The sequence below is a fragment of the Pseudomonas sp. NFPP28 genome, from assembly GCF_900115535.1.
GTDB lineage: Bacteria > Pseudomonadota > Gammaproteobacteria > Pseudomonadales > Pseudomonadaceae > Aquipseudomonas > Aquipseudomonas extremorientalis.
Genome location: NZ_FOWT01000006.1, coordinates 184,699 through 201,829, shown reverse-complemented (window position 1 = coordinate 201,829; position 17,131 = coordinate 184,699). Strand labels below are relative to the sequence as shown.

At 61.6% G+C, this 17,131-nt stretch carries 20 protein-coding genes; 8 read left to right on the top strand and 12 right to left on the bottom strand.

What is annotated here, in order from left to right; all coding sequences use genetic code 11:
- Window positions 1-74: 74 nt before the first annotated feature.
- The 7 genes from BM110_RS17370 to ffh all read right to left on the bottom strand — a co-directional run bounded on the left by BM110_RS17370 (window position 75) and on the right by ffh (window position 5,528).
- Complete coding sequence (locus BM110_RS17370; RefSeq protein WP_010207987.1) at window positions 75-806, bottom strand: thioredoxin fold domain-containing protein; 732 nt, start codon at window positions 804-806, stop codon at window positions 75-77.
- Between the two features lie 139 nt (window positions 807-945).
- Window positions 946-1,842: a site-specific tyrosine recombinase XerD gene (gene xerD, locus BM110_RS17365; RefSeq protein ID WP_092246741.1), complete on the bottom strand. Its 897-nt coding sequence runs from the start codon at window positions 1,840-1,842 to the stop codon at window positions 946-948.
- Window positions 1,843-1,955: 113 nt separating this feature from the next.
- Window positions 1,956-2,306 carry a 50S ribosomal protein L19 gene (gene rplS / locus BM110_RS17360; protein ID WP_003175895.1) on the bottom strand — a complete coding sequence of 117 codons (351 nt, stop codon included), beginning with the start codon at window positions 2,304-2,306 and terminating at the stop codon, window positions 1,956-1,958.
- Window positions 2,307-2,351: 45 nt separating this feature from the next.
- Window positions 2,352-3,125: a tRNA (guanosine(37)-N1)-methyltransferase TrmD gene (trmD, locus tag BM110_RS17355; RefSeq protein ID WP_016971933.1), complete on the bottom strand. Its 774-nt coding sequence runs from the start codon at window positions 3,123-3,125 to the stop codon at window positions 2,352-2,354.
- The gene (gene rimM, locus BM110_RS17350; RefSeq protein ID WP_053135622.1) at window positions 3,107-3,643 is read right to left on the bottom strand and encodes a ribosome maturation factor RimM; all 537 of its coding nucleotides are present in this window, start codon (window positions 3,641-3,643) and stop codon (window positions 3,107-3,109) included. Before rimM ends, trmD begins: the two co-directional genes overlap by 19 nt.
- A 5-nt stretch (window positions 3,644-3,648) precedes the next feature.
- On the bottom strand, window positions 3,649-3,900 hold the full coding sequence (rpsP, locus tag BM110_RS17345) for a 30S ribosomal protein S16 (protein ID WP_003175899.1): 252 nt from the start codon (window positions 3,898-3,900) through the stop codon (window positions 3,649-3,651).
- Window positions 3,901-4,151: 251 nt separating this feature from the next.
- Window positions 4,152-5,528, bottom strand: a complete 1,377-nt coding sequence (gene ffh / locus BM110_RS17340) for a signal recognition particle protein (protein WP_003193965.1) — start codon at window positions 5,526-5,528, stop codon at window positions 4,152-4,154.
- Between the two features lie 220 nt (window positions 5,529-5,748).
- On the opposite strand from ffh, the gene BM110_RS17335 reads away from it, so the two are divergent.
- From BM110_RS17335 to BM110_RS17325, 3 genes are all read left to right on the top strand, one after another.
- Window positions 5,749-6,561 carry a cytochrome C assembly family protein gene (locus BM110_RS17335; protein ID WP_093513890.1) on the top strand — a complete coding sequence of 271 codons (813 nt, stop codon included), beginning with the start codon at window positions 5,749-5,751 and terminating at the stop codon, window positions 6,559-6,561.
- Between the two features lie 12 nt (window positions 6,562-6,573).
- Entirely contained in the window at window positions 6,574-7,812 is a 1,239-nt protein-coding gene (locus BM110_RS17330) for a transporter associated domain-containing protein (RefSeq protein WP_093125051.1), read from the top strand.
- 276 nt (window positions 7,813-8,088) lie between these two features.
- The gene (locus BM110_RS17325) at window positions 8,089-9,402 is read left to right on the top strand and encodes an MFS transporter (protein WP_093513889.1); all 1,314 of its coding nucleotides are present in this window, start codon (window positions 8,089-8,091) and stop codon (window positions 9,400-9,402) included.
- Between the two features lie 103 nt (window positions 9,403-9,505).
- Here the strand turns inward: BM110_RS17325 and purT are convergent, their stop codons facing one another.
- From purT to BM110_RS17300, 5 genes are all read right to left on the bottom strand, one after another.
- Window positions 9,506-10,687, bottom strand: coding sequence for a formate-dependent phosphoribosylglycinamide formyltransferase (purT, locus tag BM110_RS17320; protein WP_093513888.1), 1,182 nt, complete (start codon window positions 10,685-10,687; stop codon window positions 9,506-9,508).
- Between the two features lie 69 nt (window positions 10,688-10,756).
- A complete protein-coding gene (locus BM110_RS17315) occupies window positions 10,757-11,224 on the bottom strand; it encodes a VUT family protein (protein ID WP_032890779.1) in 468 nt (155 codons plus the stop codon).
- A gap of 162 nt (window positions 11,225-11,386) precedes the next feature.
- A complete protein-coding gene (locus BM110_RS17310; RefSeq protein ID WP_093513887.1) occupies window positions 11,387-11,602 on the bottom strand; it encodes a DUF1289 domain-containing protein in 216 nt (71 codons plus the stop codon).
- Window positions 11,599-12,123, bottom strand: coding sequence for a gamma carbonic anhydrase family protein (locus tag BM110_RS17305; RefSeq protein ID WP_071489282.1), 525 nt, complete (start codon window positions 12,121-12,123; stop codon window positions 11,599-11,601). Before BM110_RS17305 ends, BM110_RS17310 begins: the two co-directional genes overlap by 4 nt.
- Window positions 12,124-12,159: 36 nt before the next feature.
- Window positions 12,160-12,762 (bottom strand): CoA pyrophosphatase, encoded by a 603-nt coding sequence (locus BM110_RS17300; RefSeq protein ID WP_071489281.1) that lies wholly within the window; start codon window positions 12,760-12,762, stop codon window positions 12,160-12,162.
- 149 nt (window positions 12,763-12,911) lie between these two features.
- Between BM110_RS17300 and BM110_RS17295 the strand changes: the two genes are divergently transcribed.
- From BM110_RS17295 to BM110_RS17275, 5 genes are all read left to right on the top strand, one after another.
- On the top strand, window positions 12,912-13,460 hold the full coding sequence (locus BM110_RS17295) for an NUDIX hydrolase (protein WP_092246731.1): 549 nt from the start codon (window positions 12,912-12,914) through the stop codon (window positions 13,458-13,460).
- A 17-nt stretch (window positions 13,461-13,477) separates the two neighbouring features.
- Complete coding sequence (locus BM110_RS17290) at window positions 13,478-13,981, top strand: L,D-transpeptidase family protein (protein WP_071489279.1); 504 nt, start codon at window positions 13,478-13,480, stop codon at window positions 13,979-13,981.
- A 263-nt stretch (window positions 13,982-14,244) separates the two neighbouring features.
- On the top strand, window positions 14,245-15,003 hold the full coding sequence (locus BM110_RS17285; protein WP_071489278.1) for a GntR family transcriptional regulator: 759 nt from the start codon (window positions 14,245-14,247) through the stop codon (window positions 15,001-15,003).
- Between the two features lie 10 nt (window positions 15,004-15,013).
- A complete protein-coding gene (gene nagA / locus BM110_RS17280; protein WP_093125034.1) occupies window positions 15,014-16,120 on the top strand; it encodes an N-acetylglucosamine-6-phosphate deacetylase in 1,107 nt (368 codons plus the stop codon).
- A complete protein-coding gene (locus BM110_RS17275) occupies window positions 16,101-17,123 on the top strand; it encodes an SIS domain-containing protein (RefSeq protein WP_092246726.1) in 1,023 nt (340 codons plus the stop codon). The genes nagA and BM110_RS17275 overlap by 20 nt, the downstream gene beginning before the upstream one ends.
- The last annotated feature ends 8 nt before the right edge of the window (window positions 17,124-17,131 follow it).

The window sequence follows — 17,131 nt, the reverse complement described above, 5'->3', positions numbered from 1 at the left end:
GACTGCGGCTTTCAAATTAGTGGCCTGTCGACTTATCCACAGGCCATGATCGTCAAAGGTTCGACGATGCTGGTTTATTTGGCACTCAGCGCCAGTTTCGCAACTTGTGGTGCCGGCTGGTAGCCCGGAATCACTTGGCCGTCAGCCAAAACGATGGCCGGTGTGCCGTTGACGCCGATGGACTGGCCCAGGGCGAACTGCTTGGAGACCGGGTTGGCGCATTTGGCAGCCTTGATTTCCTTGCCGTCGACCATCTTGTCCATGGCCGCTTTTTTGTCGGCCGAACACCATACGGCTTGCAACTGTTCGTCACCCGGCGAACCCAGGCCCTGGCGCGGGAACGCTACGTAGCGTACTTCCACGCCCAGCTTGTTCAGCGCAGGCACTTCGGCGTGCAGCTTGTGGCAATACGGGCAGGTGGTGTCGGTGAACACGGTGATGTGGGTCTTGGTCTCACCGATAGCCGGGTACACCACGGTCTCGGCCACTGGAATGCCATTGATCAGCTTGGAAACACCCAGGCGTTCGGCTTTTTCAGTCAGGTTGACCGGCTTGCCGTCCTTCAACTGGAACAGGTAGCCCTGGACGATGTACTGGCCATCGGCACTGGCATACAGCACGCGGCTGCCCTTGAGCTTGACTTCGTACAGGCCGGCCATCGGGCTGGCGCTGATGCTCTCGATCGGGGTGTCGAGTTGCAGGTTGGCCAGGCTCTTGCGGATGGTCTGCTCGGCAGCGTCATCGGCGAAGGCAAAGGTGGAAACCAACGCAATGGCTGCGGCGGCAATAATCTGGGTCAAGCGCATGGGAACTCCTGAAGGCAGATGCAGGGACGCGCAGTGACACTGCCTGGAAACACAGGTCTGGGTCGTCCCCTTTGCTAACCGGCAAAGCCTACCACAGTTGGGCCGCAGGGCAGCCCGCGGCCGGATAAATTGGACGTTTTCAGCCTCGCGGGTGGTGCTTGGCGTGCATATCCTGCAAACGCGCGCGCGCCACGTGGGTGTAGATCTGGGTGGTGGATAAGTCGCTGTGGCCGAGCAGCATCTGCACCACACGCAAATCCGCACCGTGGTTGAGCAAATGCGTGGCGAATGCATGGCGCAGTGTGTGCGGCGACAGCGCCTTGCCGATCCCGGCGACCTTGGCCTGGTGCTTGATGCGGTGCCAGAAGGTCTGGCGAGTCATCTGTTCGCCACGCAGGCTGGGGAACAGCACATCGCTTGGGCGCCCACCGAGCAGTTCGCCTCGAGCATCGCGCATGTAGCGCTCGACCCACACAATCGCCTCCTCGCCCATCGGCACCAGCCGTTCCTTGCTGCCCTTGCCCATTACCCGCAACACGCCCTGGCGCAGGTTGACCTGCTCCAGCGTCAGGCTGATCAGCTCGGTCACCCGCAGGCCACAGGCGTAGAGCACTTCGAGCATGGCGCGGTCACGCTGACCGATGGCTTCGCTGAGGTCGGGGGCGGCGAGCAACGCCTCCACGTCGGCTTCCGACAGGGATTTGGGCAATGGCCTGCCAAGTTGTGGCATATCGACTTGCAGGGTGGGGTCGATGGCGATCAGCTTTTCCCGCAGCAGATAGCGATAAAAACCACGCACACCAGAGAGGAATCGCGCAGTGGAACGTGGCTTGTAGTTCTGCTCCAGACGCCAGGCCAAGTGGTCGAGGATCAGCTCGCGGCCGGCGTTGATCAGTTCGAGATTTTTCTCCTGCAACCAGCCATTGAACAGCGCCAGGTCGCTGCGGTAGGCCTGGCGGGTGTTGTCCGACAGGCCTTTTTCCAGCCACAGGGCGTCGAGGAAACGGTCGATCAGGGGGTGGTCAATGGCAGGCATAGGGGCTCGAACAGAAAAGTGGGAGAGGCTGCTGGCATCCTATCTCGGACCTCAAATCGCAGGCACAAAAAAGCAGCCCGTAGGCTGCTTTTTTCTGCATCGGAAAGCTGGACTTAAGCCAGTTTTTCCTTGATGCGAGCTGCTTTACCGGACAGGTCACGCAGGTAGTACAGCTTGGCTTTACGTACGTCACCGCGACGCTTGACGGCCATGCTGTCGATTTGCGGGCTGTAGGTCTGGAAAGTACGCTCTACGCCAACACCGTTGGAGATTTTACGAACAGTGAAAGCACTGTTCACACCACGGTTACGCTTGGCGATTACCACGCCTTCGAACGCTTGCAGACGCGAACGGTCGCCTTCCTTCACTTTCACCTGAACGACAATGGTGTCGCCCGGGGCAAAGGTAGGGATCTCTTTGGTCATCTGCTCTGCTTCGAGTGCAAGGATGATTTTGTTAGTCATGCTGTGCTCCTAAGGTAAGTCAATGGACCTACCATCGATACGTTGTTAACTATCGTCCCGCGCGAGGATGTATTCCTCGAGCAGCTTCTTCTCTTCTCCAGAAAGCGAGCGGCTTTCCAGAAGATCGGCGCGTCGTTCATAGGTCCGACCAAGGGACTGCTGTAAACGCCAACGCCGGATGTGTGCGTGATTGCCACTTAGCAATACGTCGGGAACACGCTGATCCGCATACACCTCCGGTCGGGTGTAGTGCGGGCAATCCAGCAAACCATCCGTGAAGGAATCTTCCTCCGCGGAGTCCACATGCCCTAAAGCTCCAGGCAGCAGTCGTGTAACCGCATCTATCAGGACCATCGCCGGCAGCTCGCCACCGGACAGGACATAGTCCCCAATCGACCACTCTTCATCGACATGAGCTTCAATAAAACGCTCGTCAATGCCTTCATAGCGACCGGCAATCAGGATCAGTGCTTCCTCATTCGCCAGTTCGCGGACCCCAGCCTGTTTCAGCTGACGGCCTTGAGGGGACAGGTAAATCACCTTCGCCTTCTCCCCGGCGGCGGCCTTGGCCTGAACCAATGCGTCTTCCAGGGGCTTGATCTTCATCACCATGCCCGGGCCACCGCCAAATGGGCGATCGTCCACAGTGTGATGTCGATCCGTCGTGTAGTCTCGCGGGTTCCAACAGGTGAGCTGCAACAGCCCCTGTTTCACCGCCCGACTGGTGATGCCGTACTCGCTGATGGCGGAAAACATCTCGGGAAACAAACTGATCACTTCAATGCGCAAATTAGCCACGCTTAGAAGTCCGCGTCCCATTCCACCTTCATCTCGCCCGCTGCCAGGTCGACGGCCAACACACATTGCTCGGTATACGGCAACAGGCGTTCGCGATCATCCAGGCTGCCAGCGCAAGGCTTGACCACCATTACATCATTGGCGCCGGTTTCCAGAAGATGATCGATTTTCCCGAACAGTTGCCCGAGTTGATCAATAACCTTCAGACCTTCCAGCTGGTACCAGTAGTACTCGCCGTCGGTCAATTCAGGGAACAGGTTGCGCGGCACGCAGATCTCATAACCGGCCAGAAGACGAGCTTCTTCACGATCATCAAGACCCTTGAGCTTTGCGACCAGGAACTTGTCGCTCCCGCGTCCACTGACCAGCTCGACCTGTTTCACACTACCCTCGCGCTTGAGCGTCCAGGTTTTGTACTGCAACAGGTTTTCAGTCGGATCAGTAAAGGAATACACCTTCACTTCGCCGCGAACGCCATGAACCGAGTAAATCTTGCCGATAACGATCAAATCATCAGCAACAGCTGGCGTCGCGTTCATATTGCTCAGGCTGCGGCCTTAGCCGAGTCCTTCAACAGTTTTGCAACGCGCTCGGATGGCTGTGCACCCACGCTCAGCCAGTAGGCTACGCGCTCTTGGTTCACGGACAGACGAACTTCTTGACCACGAGCAACAGGGTTGAAGAAACCAACCTGTTCCTTGTGCGAACCGTCGCGCGGGTTGCGGCTGTCGGTTACGGTCAAGTGGTAAAACGGGCGCTTTTTGGAGCCGCCAAGGGCAAGACGGATTGTTAGCATGTGAACATCGTTCCTGTAGTCGGTGCTGCAAATCTAAATGCACAGCGGGCATAGGTGCCCGAAAGGCCGCATATTCTAAGGAATATCCGGACTTTTGCAAATGTCTTTTTCCGGCGCCTATCAGCGTGCCATCCAGATTTGCTATAGAGCCGTCGGTTAAAACGGCGAGTCAGCGCCCGCCAACGGCGGGTTTGCTGGAGATCCCACATCCCTGTGGGTCGGAGCAGGAGCTGGGCCCCCGCTCGAATTCTTTACATCTTGGGCATGCCACCGCCGGGCAACATACCGCCCATGCCGCGCATCATCTTGGCCATACCGCCCTTGGCGGAGAACTTCTTCATCATCTTCTGCATCTGCTTGTGCTGCTTGATCAAGCGACCGATGTCCTGCACCTGGGTGCCGGAACCCATGGCGATCCGACGCTTGCGCGAACCGCTGATCAGTTCAGGGTCGCGGCGCTCGGCCGGGGTCATGGAGTTGATGATGGCTTCCATCTGCTTGAACTGCTTCTCTGCCGCGCCCTGGGCATTGCCCATCTGCGCCAGGTTCACACCGCCGATGTTCGGCAGCTTATCCATCAGGCCGCCGAGGCCGCCCATGTTCTTCATCTGTTGCAGCTGGTCGCGGAAGTCTTCGAGGTCGAAGCCCTTGCCCTTCTTCAGCTTCTTGGCCAGCTTGTCGGCCTTGTCCTTGTCGAGGGTGGCTTCGGCCTGTTCGATCAGGCTGAGCACGTCGCCCATGCCGAGGATCCGCGAGGCGATACGCTCCGGGTGGAACGGCTCGAGCGCTTCGCTCTTCTCGCCCATACCGATGAACTTGATCGGCTTACCGGTGATGGCACGCACCGACAGCGCGGCACCGCCACGGGCGTCGCCGTCGACCTTGGTGAGGATCACGCCGGTCAGCGGCAATGCGTCGCCGAAGGCCTTGGCGGTGTTGGCCGCATCCTGGCCGGTCATGGCGTCGACCACGAACAGGGTCTCGACCGGGTTGATCGCGGCATGCAGCGCCTTGATCTCGCCCATCATCTCCTCGTCGATGTGCAGGCGACCGGCGGTATCGACGATGACCACGTCGATGAACTTGAGCTTGGCTTCTTTAATGGCGGCGTTGGCGATGTCGACCGGCTTCTGGCTCAGGTCGGACGGGAAGAAGGTCACGCCCACTTCGCCTGCGAGCATTTCCAGCTGCTTGATGGCCGCCGGACGGTACACGTCGGCCGACACCACCATCACAGACTTCTTCTTGCGCTCTTTAAGGAAGCGCGCCAGCTTGCCGGCGGTGGTGGTCTTGCCCGCACCTTGCAGACCCGCCATCAGGACGACGGCCGGCGGCACGGCGCTGAGGTTCAGGTCTTCGTTGGCCGCGCCCATCAGGCTTTCGAGTTCGGCCTGGACGATCTTCACAAACGCCTGGCCCGGGGTCAGGCTGCGGGACACCTCGGTGCCCACCGCGCGCTCTTTGACCGAGTTGACGAAGTCCTTCACCACCGGCAAGGCCACGTCGGCTTCCAGCAACGCCATGCGCACTTCACGCAGGGTGTCTTTAATATTGTCCTCGGTCAGCTTGGCCTTGCCGGTAACGTGGCGCAGCGTCTGCGAGAGACGGTCAGTCAGATTTTCAAACATGCGCGATCCTTTCAGGCCCTATTCATAGACCGAGGTAATGGCGGCCCAGGCTGTGGTAAATCGCTATTAAAAACAGCGCTCGGCGAGCCTGCGGCGTGGGCAGGTCGCGGATTATAGCGAAGACTGCGTCCATGCACACCCGCTGTCTGGCCCGGGAGTCTTTCGTGTTGCGCGGGGGTATGCCAAACTCAGCGCCTTTCGGGCTTGCCTAACAGGATTTATGCTCCCTTTGTCACCCAGTTTGCTACCCAGCCTCGCCGCCGCCATCTTGTACGCCGCTGCGACCGTCTATCAGGGCACTCGTCTGGCCCAGGGCACCAAGGCGGACAAACGCCTGTTGGTAGGCCTTGGCGTCCTCGCCTTGCTCGCCCATGCCGCGAGCCTGTTCACGCACTTGATGACGCCGGTCGGCCTGGCCCTGGACTTTTTCAGCGCCGCCAGCCTGATCGCCGCAGCCGTTATCGCGCTGACACTGATGGCCTGCTACCGGATCCCGGTCGAGAACCTGCTGGTACTGCTCTTCCCGCTGGGCGTGCTGACGGTGCTGCTGGCGCAATTCGCGCCTACCGGTACGGTGCCGGTGATCGATGAAGAACCGGGCATCCTCGCCCACATCCTGCTGTCGATCCTGGCCTATGGCATGTTCACCATCGCAGTGTTCCAGGCCTTGCTCCTGCTGCTGCAGGACCACCAGCTCAAGCACAAGCACCCGTCCGGGCTGATCAAGAACTTCCCGCCGCTGCAAACCATGGAAAGCCTGCTGTTCGGCTTCCTGTGGGCCGGCTGGACCTTGCTCTCACTGTCGCTGATCTCCGGCTGGCTGTTCTTCGAAAACCTGTTCGCCCAGCACCTGGTGCACAAGACCCTGCTGGCCTGCCTGGCCTGGATCGTGTTCAGCGTCCTGCTGTGGGGCCGCAACCGCCTCGGCTGGCGCGGGCACAAGGCGATCCGCTGGACCCTGGCCGGTTTCTGCCTGCTGATGCTGGCCTATTTCGGCAGCAAGCTGGTTCGCGAATACATCCTGCATATCTGACGGGCGGCGATCATGGACAACTTGCCCCTGGAGCCGATGCTCGCGGTAATCGCCCTGCTGGTGTTATGGGCCGCGCTGTTTACTGCCATCGAAGCCGCCCAGCAACACTTGCTGGCCCTGCGCCCCGGAACACGCCAGGGCGACAAGGCGGCCACCCGCCTGAGCTTTCCGCGTAACAGCCTGATCCTGTGCAACAGCCTGTGTCGCGCCGCCGTGGTCATCCTGTGCACGCTGCTGGCCATATACGCCTGGGCGCAGAACGGGCCGTGGCTCGGCTGGCTGATCTCCTGCGCGACCCTGTTGATCCTGGCCGACTACCTGCCCCGCGCCCTGGCCACCCGCTATCCGCAAGCGGTACTGGGCTTCGGCAATACGCTGCTGGGCGTGCCACTCAAAATCGTCTACCCCCTGGCCTGGCTGCTCAATGGTATCAGTCTGTTGCTGCTGCGCCCGTTCGCGCGCAAGACCGGCGTGGTGAAGAAGAGCGACGAACCGCTGCCTGACCATGATGACGAACCCGAACCCGAGATCGCCGAAGGCCGTACCCCCGGCATGCCGGGCATCCACGCTCTGGACAACATCACCGTCAACGACATCCTGGTGCCCCGCAGCGAAGTGGACGGCATCAACCTGGATGACTCGATCGAGGAGATCATCGAGCAGTTGCGCACCTCCCAGCGCACGCGCCTGCCGGTGTTCCACAGTGATATCAACCAGGTCGAAGCCGTGCTCAACACGCGGCAGATCCAGCACCTGTTGCCCGACGCGAGCCTGACCAAAGAGGCGTTGCTCGCGGCCTGCCACGAGCCCTACTTCGTCCCGGAAAGCACTCCGCTGCAACTGCAACTGCTGAATTTCCACAAACAGCAGCGTCGCCTGGGCATGGTGGTGGATGAATACGGCGAAGTACTCGGCATCGTGACCCTGGAAGATATCCTCGAAGAAATCGTCGGTGAATTCGAAAGCGAACAGAGTGCGGACAACCCGCATATCGAAGCGCAACCGGATGGCCGCTACATCATCGACGGCGCCGCCTCGATCCGCGAATTGAACAAGAGCCTGAACTGGCACCTGCCCAGCGACGGCCCCAAGACACTCAACGGCCTGGTCACCGAGGCGCTGGAGACCATTCCGGATTGCGCGGTGTGCCTGAAAATAGGCCGCTACCGCCTGGAAATCCTCGAGACCGAGGACAACCGGGTGAGCAAGGTGCTGATCTGGCATACCAGCCGGATGCCGGTCGCCGCTTAGTTCCCAGACAAAACACAACCACATAATGTGGGAGGGGCTTGCCCTTCCCACATTTTGACTTGTTGTGTGTTCAAACCCCTTCCTATAATCGGGACGGCTTACCAGAGCCCCGCCCGACCGCGTGCTACCCGCACTGAACGCGTCCAGGCACCGCTTTACAGTGTCTGACCGGTGTTCGCTCCCATCCCGAGCCGCCCCGCGCACAACCCTGATCCATGGGTGTTCGACCAATAATAATCCGCGTCCAAACGCGCACTGACCGTCAGGGATATCGCCATGAGCACCACCTACAACGAGGCCGCACCTGCTGCCGCCCCGACCAACTCGACCGCACGGGTCGCCACGGCGAGCATCGTCGGCACCGCCATCGAGTTCTACGACTTCTATATCTACGCCACGGCTGCTGCGCTGGTGATCGGCCCGGTGTTCTTCCCGCAGACCTCCGGCACCGCGCAGATGCTGGCGTCATTCCTGACCTTCGGTATCGCCTTCATCGCCCGCCCACTGGGGTCGGCGCTGTTCGGCCACTTTGGCGACCGTATCGGTCGCAAATCGACCCTGGTGGCCTCGCTGCTGCTGATGGGCGTGTGCACCACGCTGATCGGCTTGCTGCCCGGTTATGACAGCATCGGCGCCTGGGCGCCGATCCTGTTGTGCGTACTGCGTTTCGGCCAGGGCCTGGGCCTGGGCGGCGAATGGGGCGGCGCGGCGCTGTTGGCGACCGAGAATGCGCCCAAGGGCAAACGCGCCTGGTTCGGCATGTTCCCGCAACTCGGCCCTTCGATCGGATTCCTGGCAGCCAACGGCTTGTTCCTGATCCTGGCCATGAGTCTCAGCGATGAGCAATTCCGCAGTTGGGGCTGGCGCATCCCGTTCATCCTCAGCGCGGCGCTGGTGATGGTAGGCCTGTACGCGCGGCTGAAGCTGCACGAAACGCCGGTGTTCGCCAACGCCGTCGCCCAGCAAGCGCCGGTCAAAGTGCCGTTGGTGGAGCTGTTCAGCCAGCACTGGCTGCCGGTGTTGCTGGGCGCTGCGTCGATGGTGGTGTGCTACGCGCTGTTCTATATCACCACGGCGTTTTCCCTGAGCTATGGCGTGTCGACCTTGGGCTACAGCCGTGAAACCTTCCTCGGCCTGCTGTGCTTCGCGGTACTGTTCATGGGCTTGGCAACGCCGCTGGCGGCGCTGGCCAGTGATCGTTATGGGCGTAAGCCGGTGCTGATCGCTGGTGCAGTCCTGGCGATTCTGTCGGGCTTTACCATGGAGCCATTGCTGACCCACGGTTCGACCTGGGCGGTGGCGCTGTTCCTGGCGCTGGAGCTGTTCCTGATGGGCGTGACGTTCGCCCCGATGGGCGCGCTGCTGCCGGAACTGTTCCCGACCCGCGTGCGTTATACCGGCGCTTCGGCGGCGTATAACCTGGGTGGGATTGTCGGGGCATCCGCCGCGCCGTTCTTCGCGACCAAGCTGGTGGCGATGGGTGGGCTGAGTTATGTCGGTGGGTATGTGTCGGCGGCGGCGTTGCTCAGCCTGATTGCGGTGCTGTGCCTGAAAGAGACGCGGGATAATGATTTGAATCGCGTGGGCTGATAGACCGCTATCGGGGGCAAGCCCCCTCCCACATTTGAATGTATTCACACATCTAACTCTGTGAACAGGATCAAGTGTGGGAGGGGGCTTGCCCCCGATGCTTTTAGAGCTCTACCACCACTGCCTGGGAAGCCCGGGTCGCCTTGGTACGGGCCGCTTCAATCGACTCATCCCGCGCCAACGCCACGCCCATGCGGCGCTGGCCATTCACTTCGGGCTTGCCGAACAGGCGCAGCGCGGTATCAGGTTCGCTCAACGCGGCGCCGAGGTTGGCGAACGCCGTCTGGGTCGACTGCCCTTCCACCAGGATCACCGCCGAGGCCGAAGGCCCGAACTGACGGATCAACGGGATCGGCAGGCCCAGGATGGCGCGCGCGTGCAGCGCAAACTGCGACAGGTCCTGGGAAATCAGGGTCACCAAACCGGTGTCATGCGGGCGCGGCGACACTTCGCTGAACCACACCTGATCCCCCTTGATGAACAACTCCACGCCAAACAGGCCACGGCCACCCAGGGCCTCGGTCACCGCCTTGGCAACGCGCTCGGATTCCGCCAGGGCAATCGGACTCATGGCCTGTGGCTGCCAGGATTCCTGGTAGTCGCCCTTCTCCTGACGATGGCCGACGGGCGCGCAGAAGGTGGTGCCGCCGATGTGACGCACGGTCAGCAGGGTGATTTCGTAATCGAAGTCGATAAAGCCTTCGATGATCACACGGCCTTTACCTGCACGGCCGCCTTCCTGGGCGTAGTCCCAGGCTTTCTGCACGTCCTCGACGCTGCGCAGCAGGCTCTGGCCCTTGCCCGACGAACTCATCACCGGCTTGACCACGCACGGGAAGCCCAGGTCCTGCACGGCCTTGCTGTAGTCTTCGAAGGTATCGGCGAAGTGGTACGGCGAGGTTGGCAGGTCCAACTCTTCGGCGGCCAGGCGGCGGATGCCTTCGCGGTTCATGGTCAGCGAGGTGGCGCGCGCGGTCGGGATCACGGTGAAGCCTTCGGCCTCCAGTTCCACCAGGGTGGCGGTCGCGATGGCTTCGATTTCCGGCACGATGAAGTGCGGCTTTTCCACCTCGATCACCGCTCGCAGGGCGGCGCCGTCGAGCATGTTGATCACGTGGCTACGGTGCGCAACCTGCATGGCCGGCGCGTTGGCGTAGCGATCCACGGCAATCACTTCAACGCCCAGGCGTTGCAGCTCGATTACCACTTCCTTGCCCAGCTCACCGCAGCCACACAGCAAAACGCGGGTCGCGGTTGGCGACAATGGAGTTCCGATTCGGGTCATCTCAGGTCCTCAGGGGAGCGGATCATTGGGAGAAAGGCCGGCATTTTACATGAACTGCAGGAATTGGCCTCAGTTGGCGACAGCCCGCTTGCGGATGCGCCAGGCCATGATCAGCCACACCACCGTGACCCCGGCGAACTTCGACGCCAGTGCAGTACCCACTACCGCCGGCGTGAGCGCGCCGATCAGGCCGAAGAAGATAAAGGTGTCGAGGGGAATGCTCAGCGCCGAACTGATCCACAGACGGTCGTGCAGCGGACGCTTGGTGATGCTGAACACCAGCCAGTCGATGCACTCGGACACCGCGAACGCGGTGGCGCTGGCCAGGGCGATGGCCGGGTCGGACGTGACATACGACAGCACCAGCGCGGCCAGCATGGCGATGATTGCGCCATGGCCGAAGCGGGTTTGCACCATGTCGCGCAGGATAAAGACCAGGCCACCCCAGGCGGACCAGATGACATCCAGGTGCGGGGCGGTGGAGAAGGCGAAGTTGATCAGCACGACGCTGCTGATGTAGGCGATCAGGAAGAGCATGGGAGTGGACCTGTGAACAAGGGGCACAGGGTACTTCACATTTTGAAATATGTCGTCTGGGATGGCCCTATCGGGGGCAAGCCCCCTCCCACATTTTGACTGCATTCCTACAGACTGAACGCGGCCAACTGTGGGAGGGGGCTTGCCCCCGATAGCGTTGGTTCAGGCGCCGGATTTATTAGAGGCCATAAACACCAATCCACTCGCCACCGCCCGCTCATGACACAACCCCAGCACCACCCGGCGCTCGGCGTTATCCATGCGGCTCCAACGCATAATCTCATCCACCGTACGCTGGCAGCCGGTGCAAATATCGTCATCGTCCAGCGCGCAAATGCTCACGCACGGCGAAGCAACGGGGCGTTCAATCGGATTCATTCTTCCTGCTCGACCAGATCCCGCGCATAACGCTGTGCGTTGTGCACATAGTGCGCGGCGCTGGCTTCGAGCATGCGTTTCTGCGCGTCGGTCAGTTCACGCACCACCTTGCCCGGCGAGCCCATCACCAGCGAACCATCGGGGATTTCCTTGCCTTCGCCGATCAGCGAATTGGCGCCGATGATGCAGTGCTTGCCGATCTTGGCGCCGTTGAGGATCACCGCATTGATGCCGATCAGGCTGTAATCGTCCACCGTGCAGCCGTGCAACATTGCGTTATGCCCAATGGTCACGCCGGTGCCCAGGGTCAACGGGTAGCCCATGTCGGTGTGCATCACGCTGCCGTCCTGCACGTTGCTGTTCTTGCCGATCAGGATCAGTTCGTTGTCACCGCGCAACACCGCGTTGAACCACACGTTGGCGCCCTCCTCCAGCTTGACCTTGCCCACCAGCGTGGCATTGGGTGCCACCCAGCTCTGTGGATGAGTCTCGACGCGGGCGTCGCCCAGGCGGTATTTCATGGTTTTTCCTCACGGCGTTGCCATTCAAGCGATGGCTCAAGTATTGATGAAGCTCTTGGGTGGCTGGTGCAGGCTGATCTTGGCATCGTCATAGAGCAGATTGATCAGCTCGACGATCATGATGGCCGTCAGCCCCCAGATCTTGTATTCGCCAAACCGATAGCTGGGCACGTACCAACTGCGGCCCTGGTAATCGATCCGGTGGGTATGTTCGCGTGGGTCTTGTCGGAAGAAGTCCAAGGGCACGCTGAAAACCGCGGCAATCTCGGCATCGTTGGCCAAGTACTCGACGTAATCGGGGATCACGCCGACATACGGCGTGACCCGAATGCCATGCAGCGAGATCAAGGGGCTCAGCGGGCCGATCACTTCGACCAGCCCGGGCGGCAGGCCGATTTCTTCTTCGGCCTCGCGCAGCGCGGTGAAGATCAGGTCCGGGTCTTCGGGGTCGCGCCGCCCGCCCGGAAAGGCCACTTCGCCACCATGGGTCGACAGGCCACTGGCGCGCAGGGTCAGGATCAGCTCAGGTTCGTCACTGCGGGTAATCGGCACCAGCACCGCAGCCTCGGGGAAACGCCCGTCGGTTTCAAGCGTGTGGGGGGTGTGGTTGCTTACCCGGCGAAGTAGCTCGTCCAGCATGAGTCATCTCGGTCTGTTGGCTACCTTGCATCATGCACCAAAGCTCGCGGGTGCCCAACCCCAAAACCCGCCCGGTGTCGCTAAACGACAACTTGTTGCAGCGCCCTGCCCGTCACGCCAAGATAGACGCACTTTCCAGGAACCCCAGCATGAATTTCTGCAGCCAGTGCGGTAAACCGGTTACCCAACGCATCCCCGAAGGCGACGGCCGCCTGCGCTTTGTGTGTGATCACTGCTCGACCATCCACTACCAGAACCCCAATATCGTCGCCGGCACCGTGCCGGTATGGGGCGATAAAGTGCTGCTGTGCCGCCGCGCCATCGAGCCGCGCCTGGGCTACTGGACGCTGCCCGCCGGCTTCATGGAAAACGGCGAGACCGTGGAACAGGCCGCCATGCGCGAAACCCTGGAAGAAGCCTGCGCCCGCGTGCACAACCTGAGCATCTACACCCTGATCGACGTGCCGCATATCAATCAGGTGCATATTTTCTACCGCGCCGACCTGCTTGACCTGGACTTCGCCGCCGGCCCCGAAAGCCTGGAAGTGCAGTTGTTCGACGAAGCCGACATCCCTTGGTCCGAGCTGGCGTTCCGCACGGTCGGGCGTACCCTCGAATACTTTTTTGCTGACCGTCGGCAGCAGGCCTTCCCGGTGCGCAGCGAGGCTGTAGAGCCGCGGGTGTTGCCCGCTCCATGACTAGGGATACCGTTTTAATGCGTTGGCTGCTTGCCCTTATCTGCCTGTCGTTCGCGACCCTGTCATCCGCCTCGACCGTGGAAACCCTGGGCGGCAAGACCGTCGAAAAGGTCCTGGTGCTCAAGTCCGCCCATCAGTTGCAGTTGATCAACGACGGCAAGCCGCTCAAGACCTACCGCATTTCCCTGGGCAAGAACCCCAAGGGCCACAAGCTGATCGAGGGTGACCGCCGCACGCCAGAGGGCCTGTACTGGATCGACTGGCGCAAGACCAGCGACCGCTTCAACCTGGCCATGCACATCTCCTACCCCAATATCAGCGACGCCGCCCGCGCCCGCCGCGAAGGCGTGAAGCCCGGCAGCATGATCATGATCCACGGCACGCCCGACAGCGAAGAGTACCCGGAACAGTGGTTCCATACCCTGGACTGGACCGACGGCTGCATCGGCATGCGCAACGTGGACATGCGCGAAGTGTGGAACCTGGTCAAGGACGGCACCCTGATCGAGATTCGTCCGTAATCTCGTACCGTTCGTAAAATAATTCGAAAAAAATCCCGCCCCCCCTCTGTGCCCGCCGGTGAATACCAGTTCACCCCTGCGGGCTGCGCCGTTCTGTGCGCGATAAAGACCTCTCTAATACCACTTCATACCAGGCCTCATTGTGGAGCCTTTAAACCGCTGCTTGCACCGTTTTAGCTGCATTGACATGGTATTTAAGTGGTATTAATTTCCGGCCAATACCGGGCGACAACACTCCAATAACCGCATCGGAAACCTGACAGATGAACCCCATCCTGGCCCTGCGCCCCGACGATAAACAATCCACGCCGCTGTACCTGCAATTGGCGCGCAAACTGGAAGCAGCGATCCATGCCGGCCAGTGGACCTCCGAACAGGCCCTGCCCTCGGAGCGCGTCCTCAGCGAGCAATTGAGCATCTCGCGAGTCACCGCTCGCAAGGCGCTGGAAGTGTTGTTTGCCCAAGGGCTGATCCGCCGTAATCAAGGCTCCGGCACCTATATATCGCCACGCTTGGAACAGCCGCTGTCGCGCCTTTCGGGGTTCAGCGAGATGCTGCGGCTCAAGGGTTTCGTGCCCAGCTCCCAATGGCTGGAACGAGAACTGACCCAGCCGACCCACGAAGAGATGATCCGCCTGGGCCTTTCGCCCGCCGATAAAGTGGCACGCCTCAAACGCTTGCGTAAGGCGGATGACACGGTGATGGCGATTGAAATGAGCACCCTGCCCGCCTCGGTACTGCCGCACCCGCAAGGCATTGGCAATTCGCTGTACGAATACCTCGAAAGCATCGGCAAACCCATCGTGCGCGCCCTGCAGCATGTGCAGGCGATCAACGCTTCCGACGAGTTCGCCGCGCTGGTGGGCATCGCCCCCGGCACCGCGATGCTGCTGATGACCCGGGTCGGCTACACCGCCGACAACACACCGATCGAAATCACCGACACCTACTGCCGCAACGACTACTACGACTTCGTCGCAGAGCTGCGCCGCCATGACTACTCCGCTGAACTGCGACTCTAGAGAACTGCCCATGTCCGAAGACAACATCCTCACGCCCAGCGGCTGGATTCGCGGCCGCCTGGTGCATCAGCACGGCAAGGTGATCGCCATCGAAGGCACCCCTTGCGACCCGACTGACAACGACCTGCCCTACCTGCTGCCGGGTTTTATCGACCTGCACGTCCACGGCGGCGGTGGCAAGGACATCATGGAAGGCAGCGATGCCTTCGAGACCATCACCCGCACCCACGTGCGTTTCGGTACGACTTCTCTGCTGGCTACGACCATGACTGCGCCGGTGGATGAAATCTCAAGCGTACTCGGTCAGCTCGGCACCTTCTGCGAACGGCGTCCGAAGGGCAGCGCCCGCGTACTGGGTGTGCACCTGGAAGGGCCTTACATCAATCCGGGAAAACTCGGCGCCCAACCCAACTTTGCCCACACCGCATTGATGGCCGAAGTGGAAGCCTATCTGCGCCTGGCGCCGATCCGCGTGATCACCATCGCCCCGGAAATCGCCGGGCATGACGGCCTGATCCGCGCCCTCAGCGAACGCGGCGTGCGCATGCAGATCGGCCATACCCTGGGCAGCTATGAAGAAGGCGTCGCCGCCCTCGCTGCCGGCGCCACCAGCTTCACCCATTTGTACAACGCCATGAGCCCGCTGCATCACCGCGAGCCCGGCATCGTCGGCGCCGCACTGGCCCACGCCAAGTACGCCGAATTGATCCCGGATTTGCTGCATGTGCACCCCGGCGCCATGCGCGTGGCGCTGCGTTCGATCCCATGCCTGTACTGCGTCACCGACTCCACTGCCGCCGCCGGCATGCCGGATGGCGAATACAAGCTGGGCAGCCACACCGTGACCAAATGCCTGGGCGGCGTGCGCCTGGCCGACGGCACCCTGGCCGGCAGCACGCTGACCATGGACCAGGCGCTGCGCAACCTGGTGAAGATCGGCCTGCCCGTCAGCGAAGCCTCACAACGCCTGTCGCAATTTCCTGCGGACTACCTGGGCCTGGAAGAGCGCGGCCGCCTGCAACCCGGCAGTTTTGCCGACTGCGTGCGCCTGGACCGCTCCCTGACACTCACCGACGTAATGGTCGAAGGAGAAACCATTGACTTCAAAAATGCTTGAAGAGGCCCTGGCCTCCTGCGACGCCGTGTCGGCGCAATTGCAACGCCTGGACCCACTGCTGGAAGAAGTCGCCGGCCGCCTGCGCCGCCAGCCGCCGCAAGTGGCGATGACCATCGCCCGCGGCAGCTCGGATCACGCCGCCAGCTACTTCGCCTACCTGGCCATGCAGCACGTGGGCATCCCGGTGGCGTCGTTGCCAATGTCGGTGGTGACCCTGCTGCAAGCCCCGTTGAAAGTCAGCGGCCAAGTGGCGTTCGGTTTCTCGCAGTCGGGGCAAAGCCCGGACCTGGTCAACAGCTTGCGCCTGCTGCGCAAACGCGGCGCCCTGAGCATTTCGCTGGTCAACGCTGAAGACTCACCGCTGGAAGCCGCCTGCGAATTCCACGTGCCGCTCTGCGCCGGGCCGGAGCAAAGCGTCGCCGCCACCAAAAGTTTTATCGCCACACTGAGTGCCAGCGCGCTGCTGATCGGCCACTGGAACCAGGAAGCCGACTTGCTGCAAGCCTGCCGCGCCTTGCCGGACGAACTGCGTGCCGCCGCCAGGCAGGACTGGACGGTCGCCATCGACGCCCTGCGCGACTGCCAGCAACTGATGGTGATCGGTCGAGGCGCCGGTTTTGCCATCGCTCAGGAAGCGGCGCTCAAGCTCAAGGAAACCTCGGCGATCCAGGCCGAAGCCTTCAGCAGCGCCGAGGTACGTCACGGGCCGATGGCACTGATTGGCGACAACTACCCCCTGCTGGTGTTCGCCCCGCGCGGCGCCGAGCAAGCCGGCCTGTTGAGCCTGGCCGCCGACATGCGTCAACGCGGTGCCCGCGTGTTGCTGGCTGCGCCGGACGATATCGCCGAGCGTGACCTGACCCTGAGCCGCGCCGAACATCCGACCCTGGACCCGATCCTGGCGATCCAGAGTTTCTACGTGATGGCGGCAGGTTTGGCCGAAGCCCGGGGCATGGACCCGGACCAGCCGCGTCACCTGAGCAAAGTTACCCGCACTCACTGAGTCGCGTT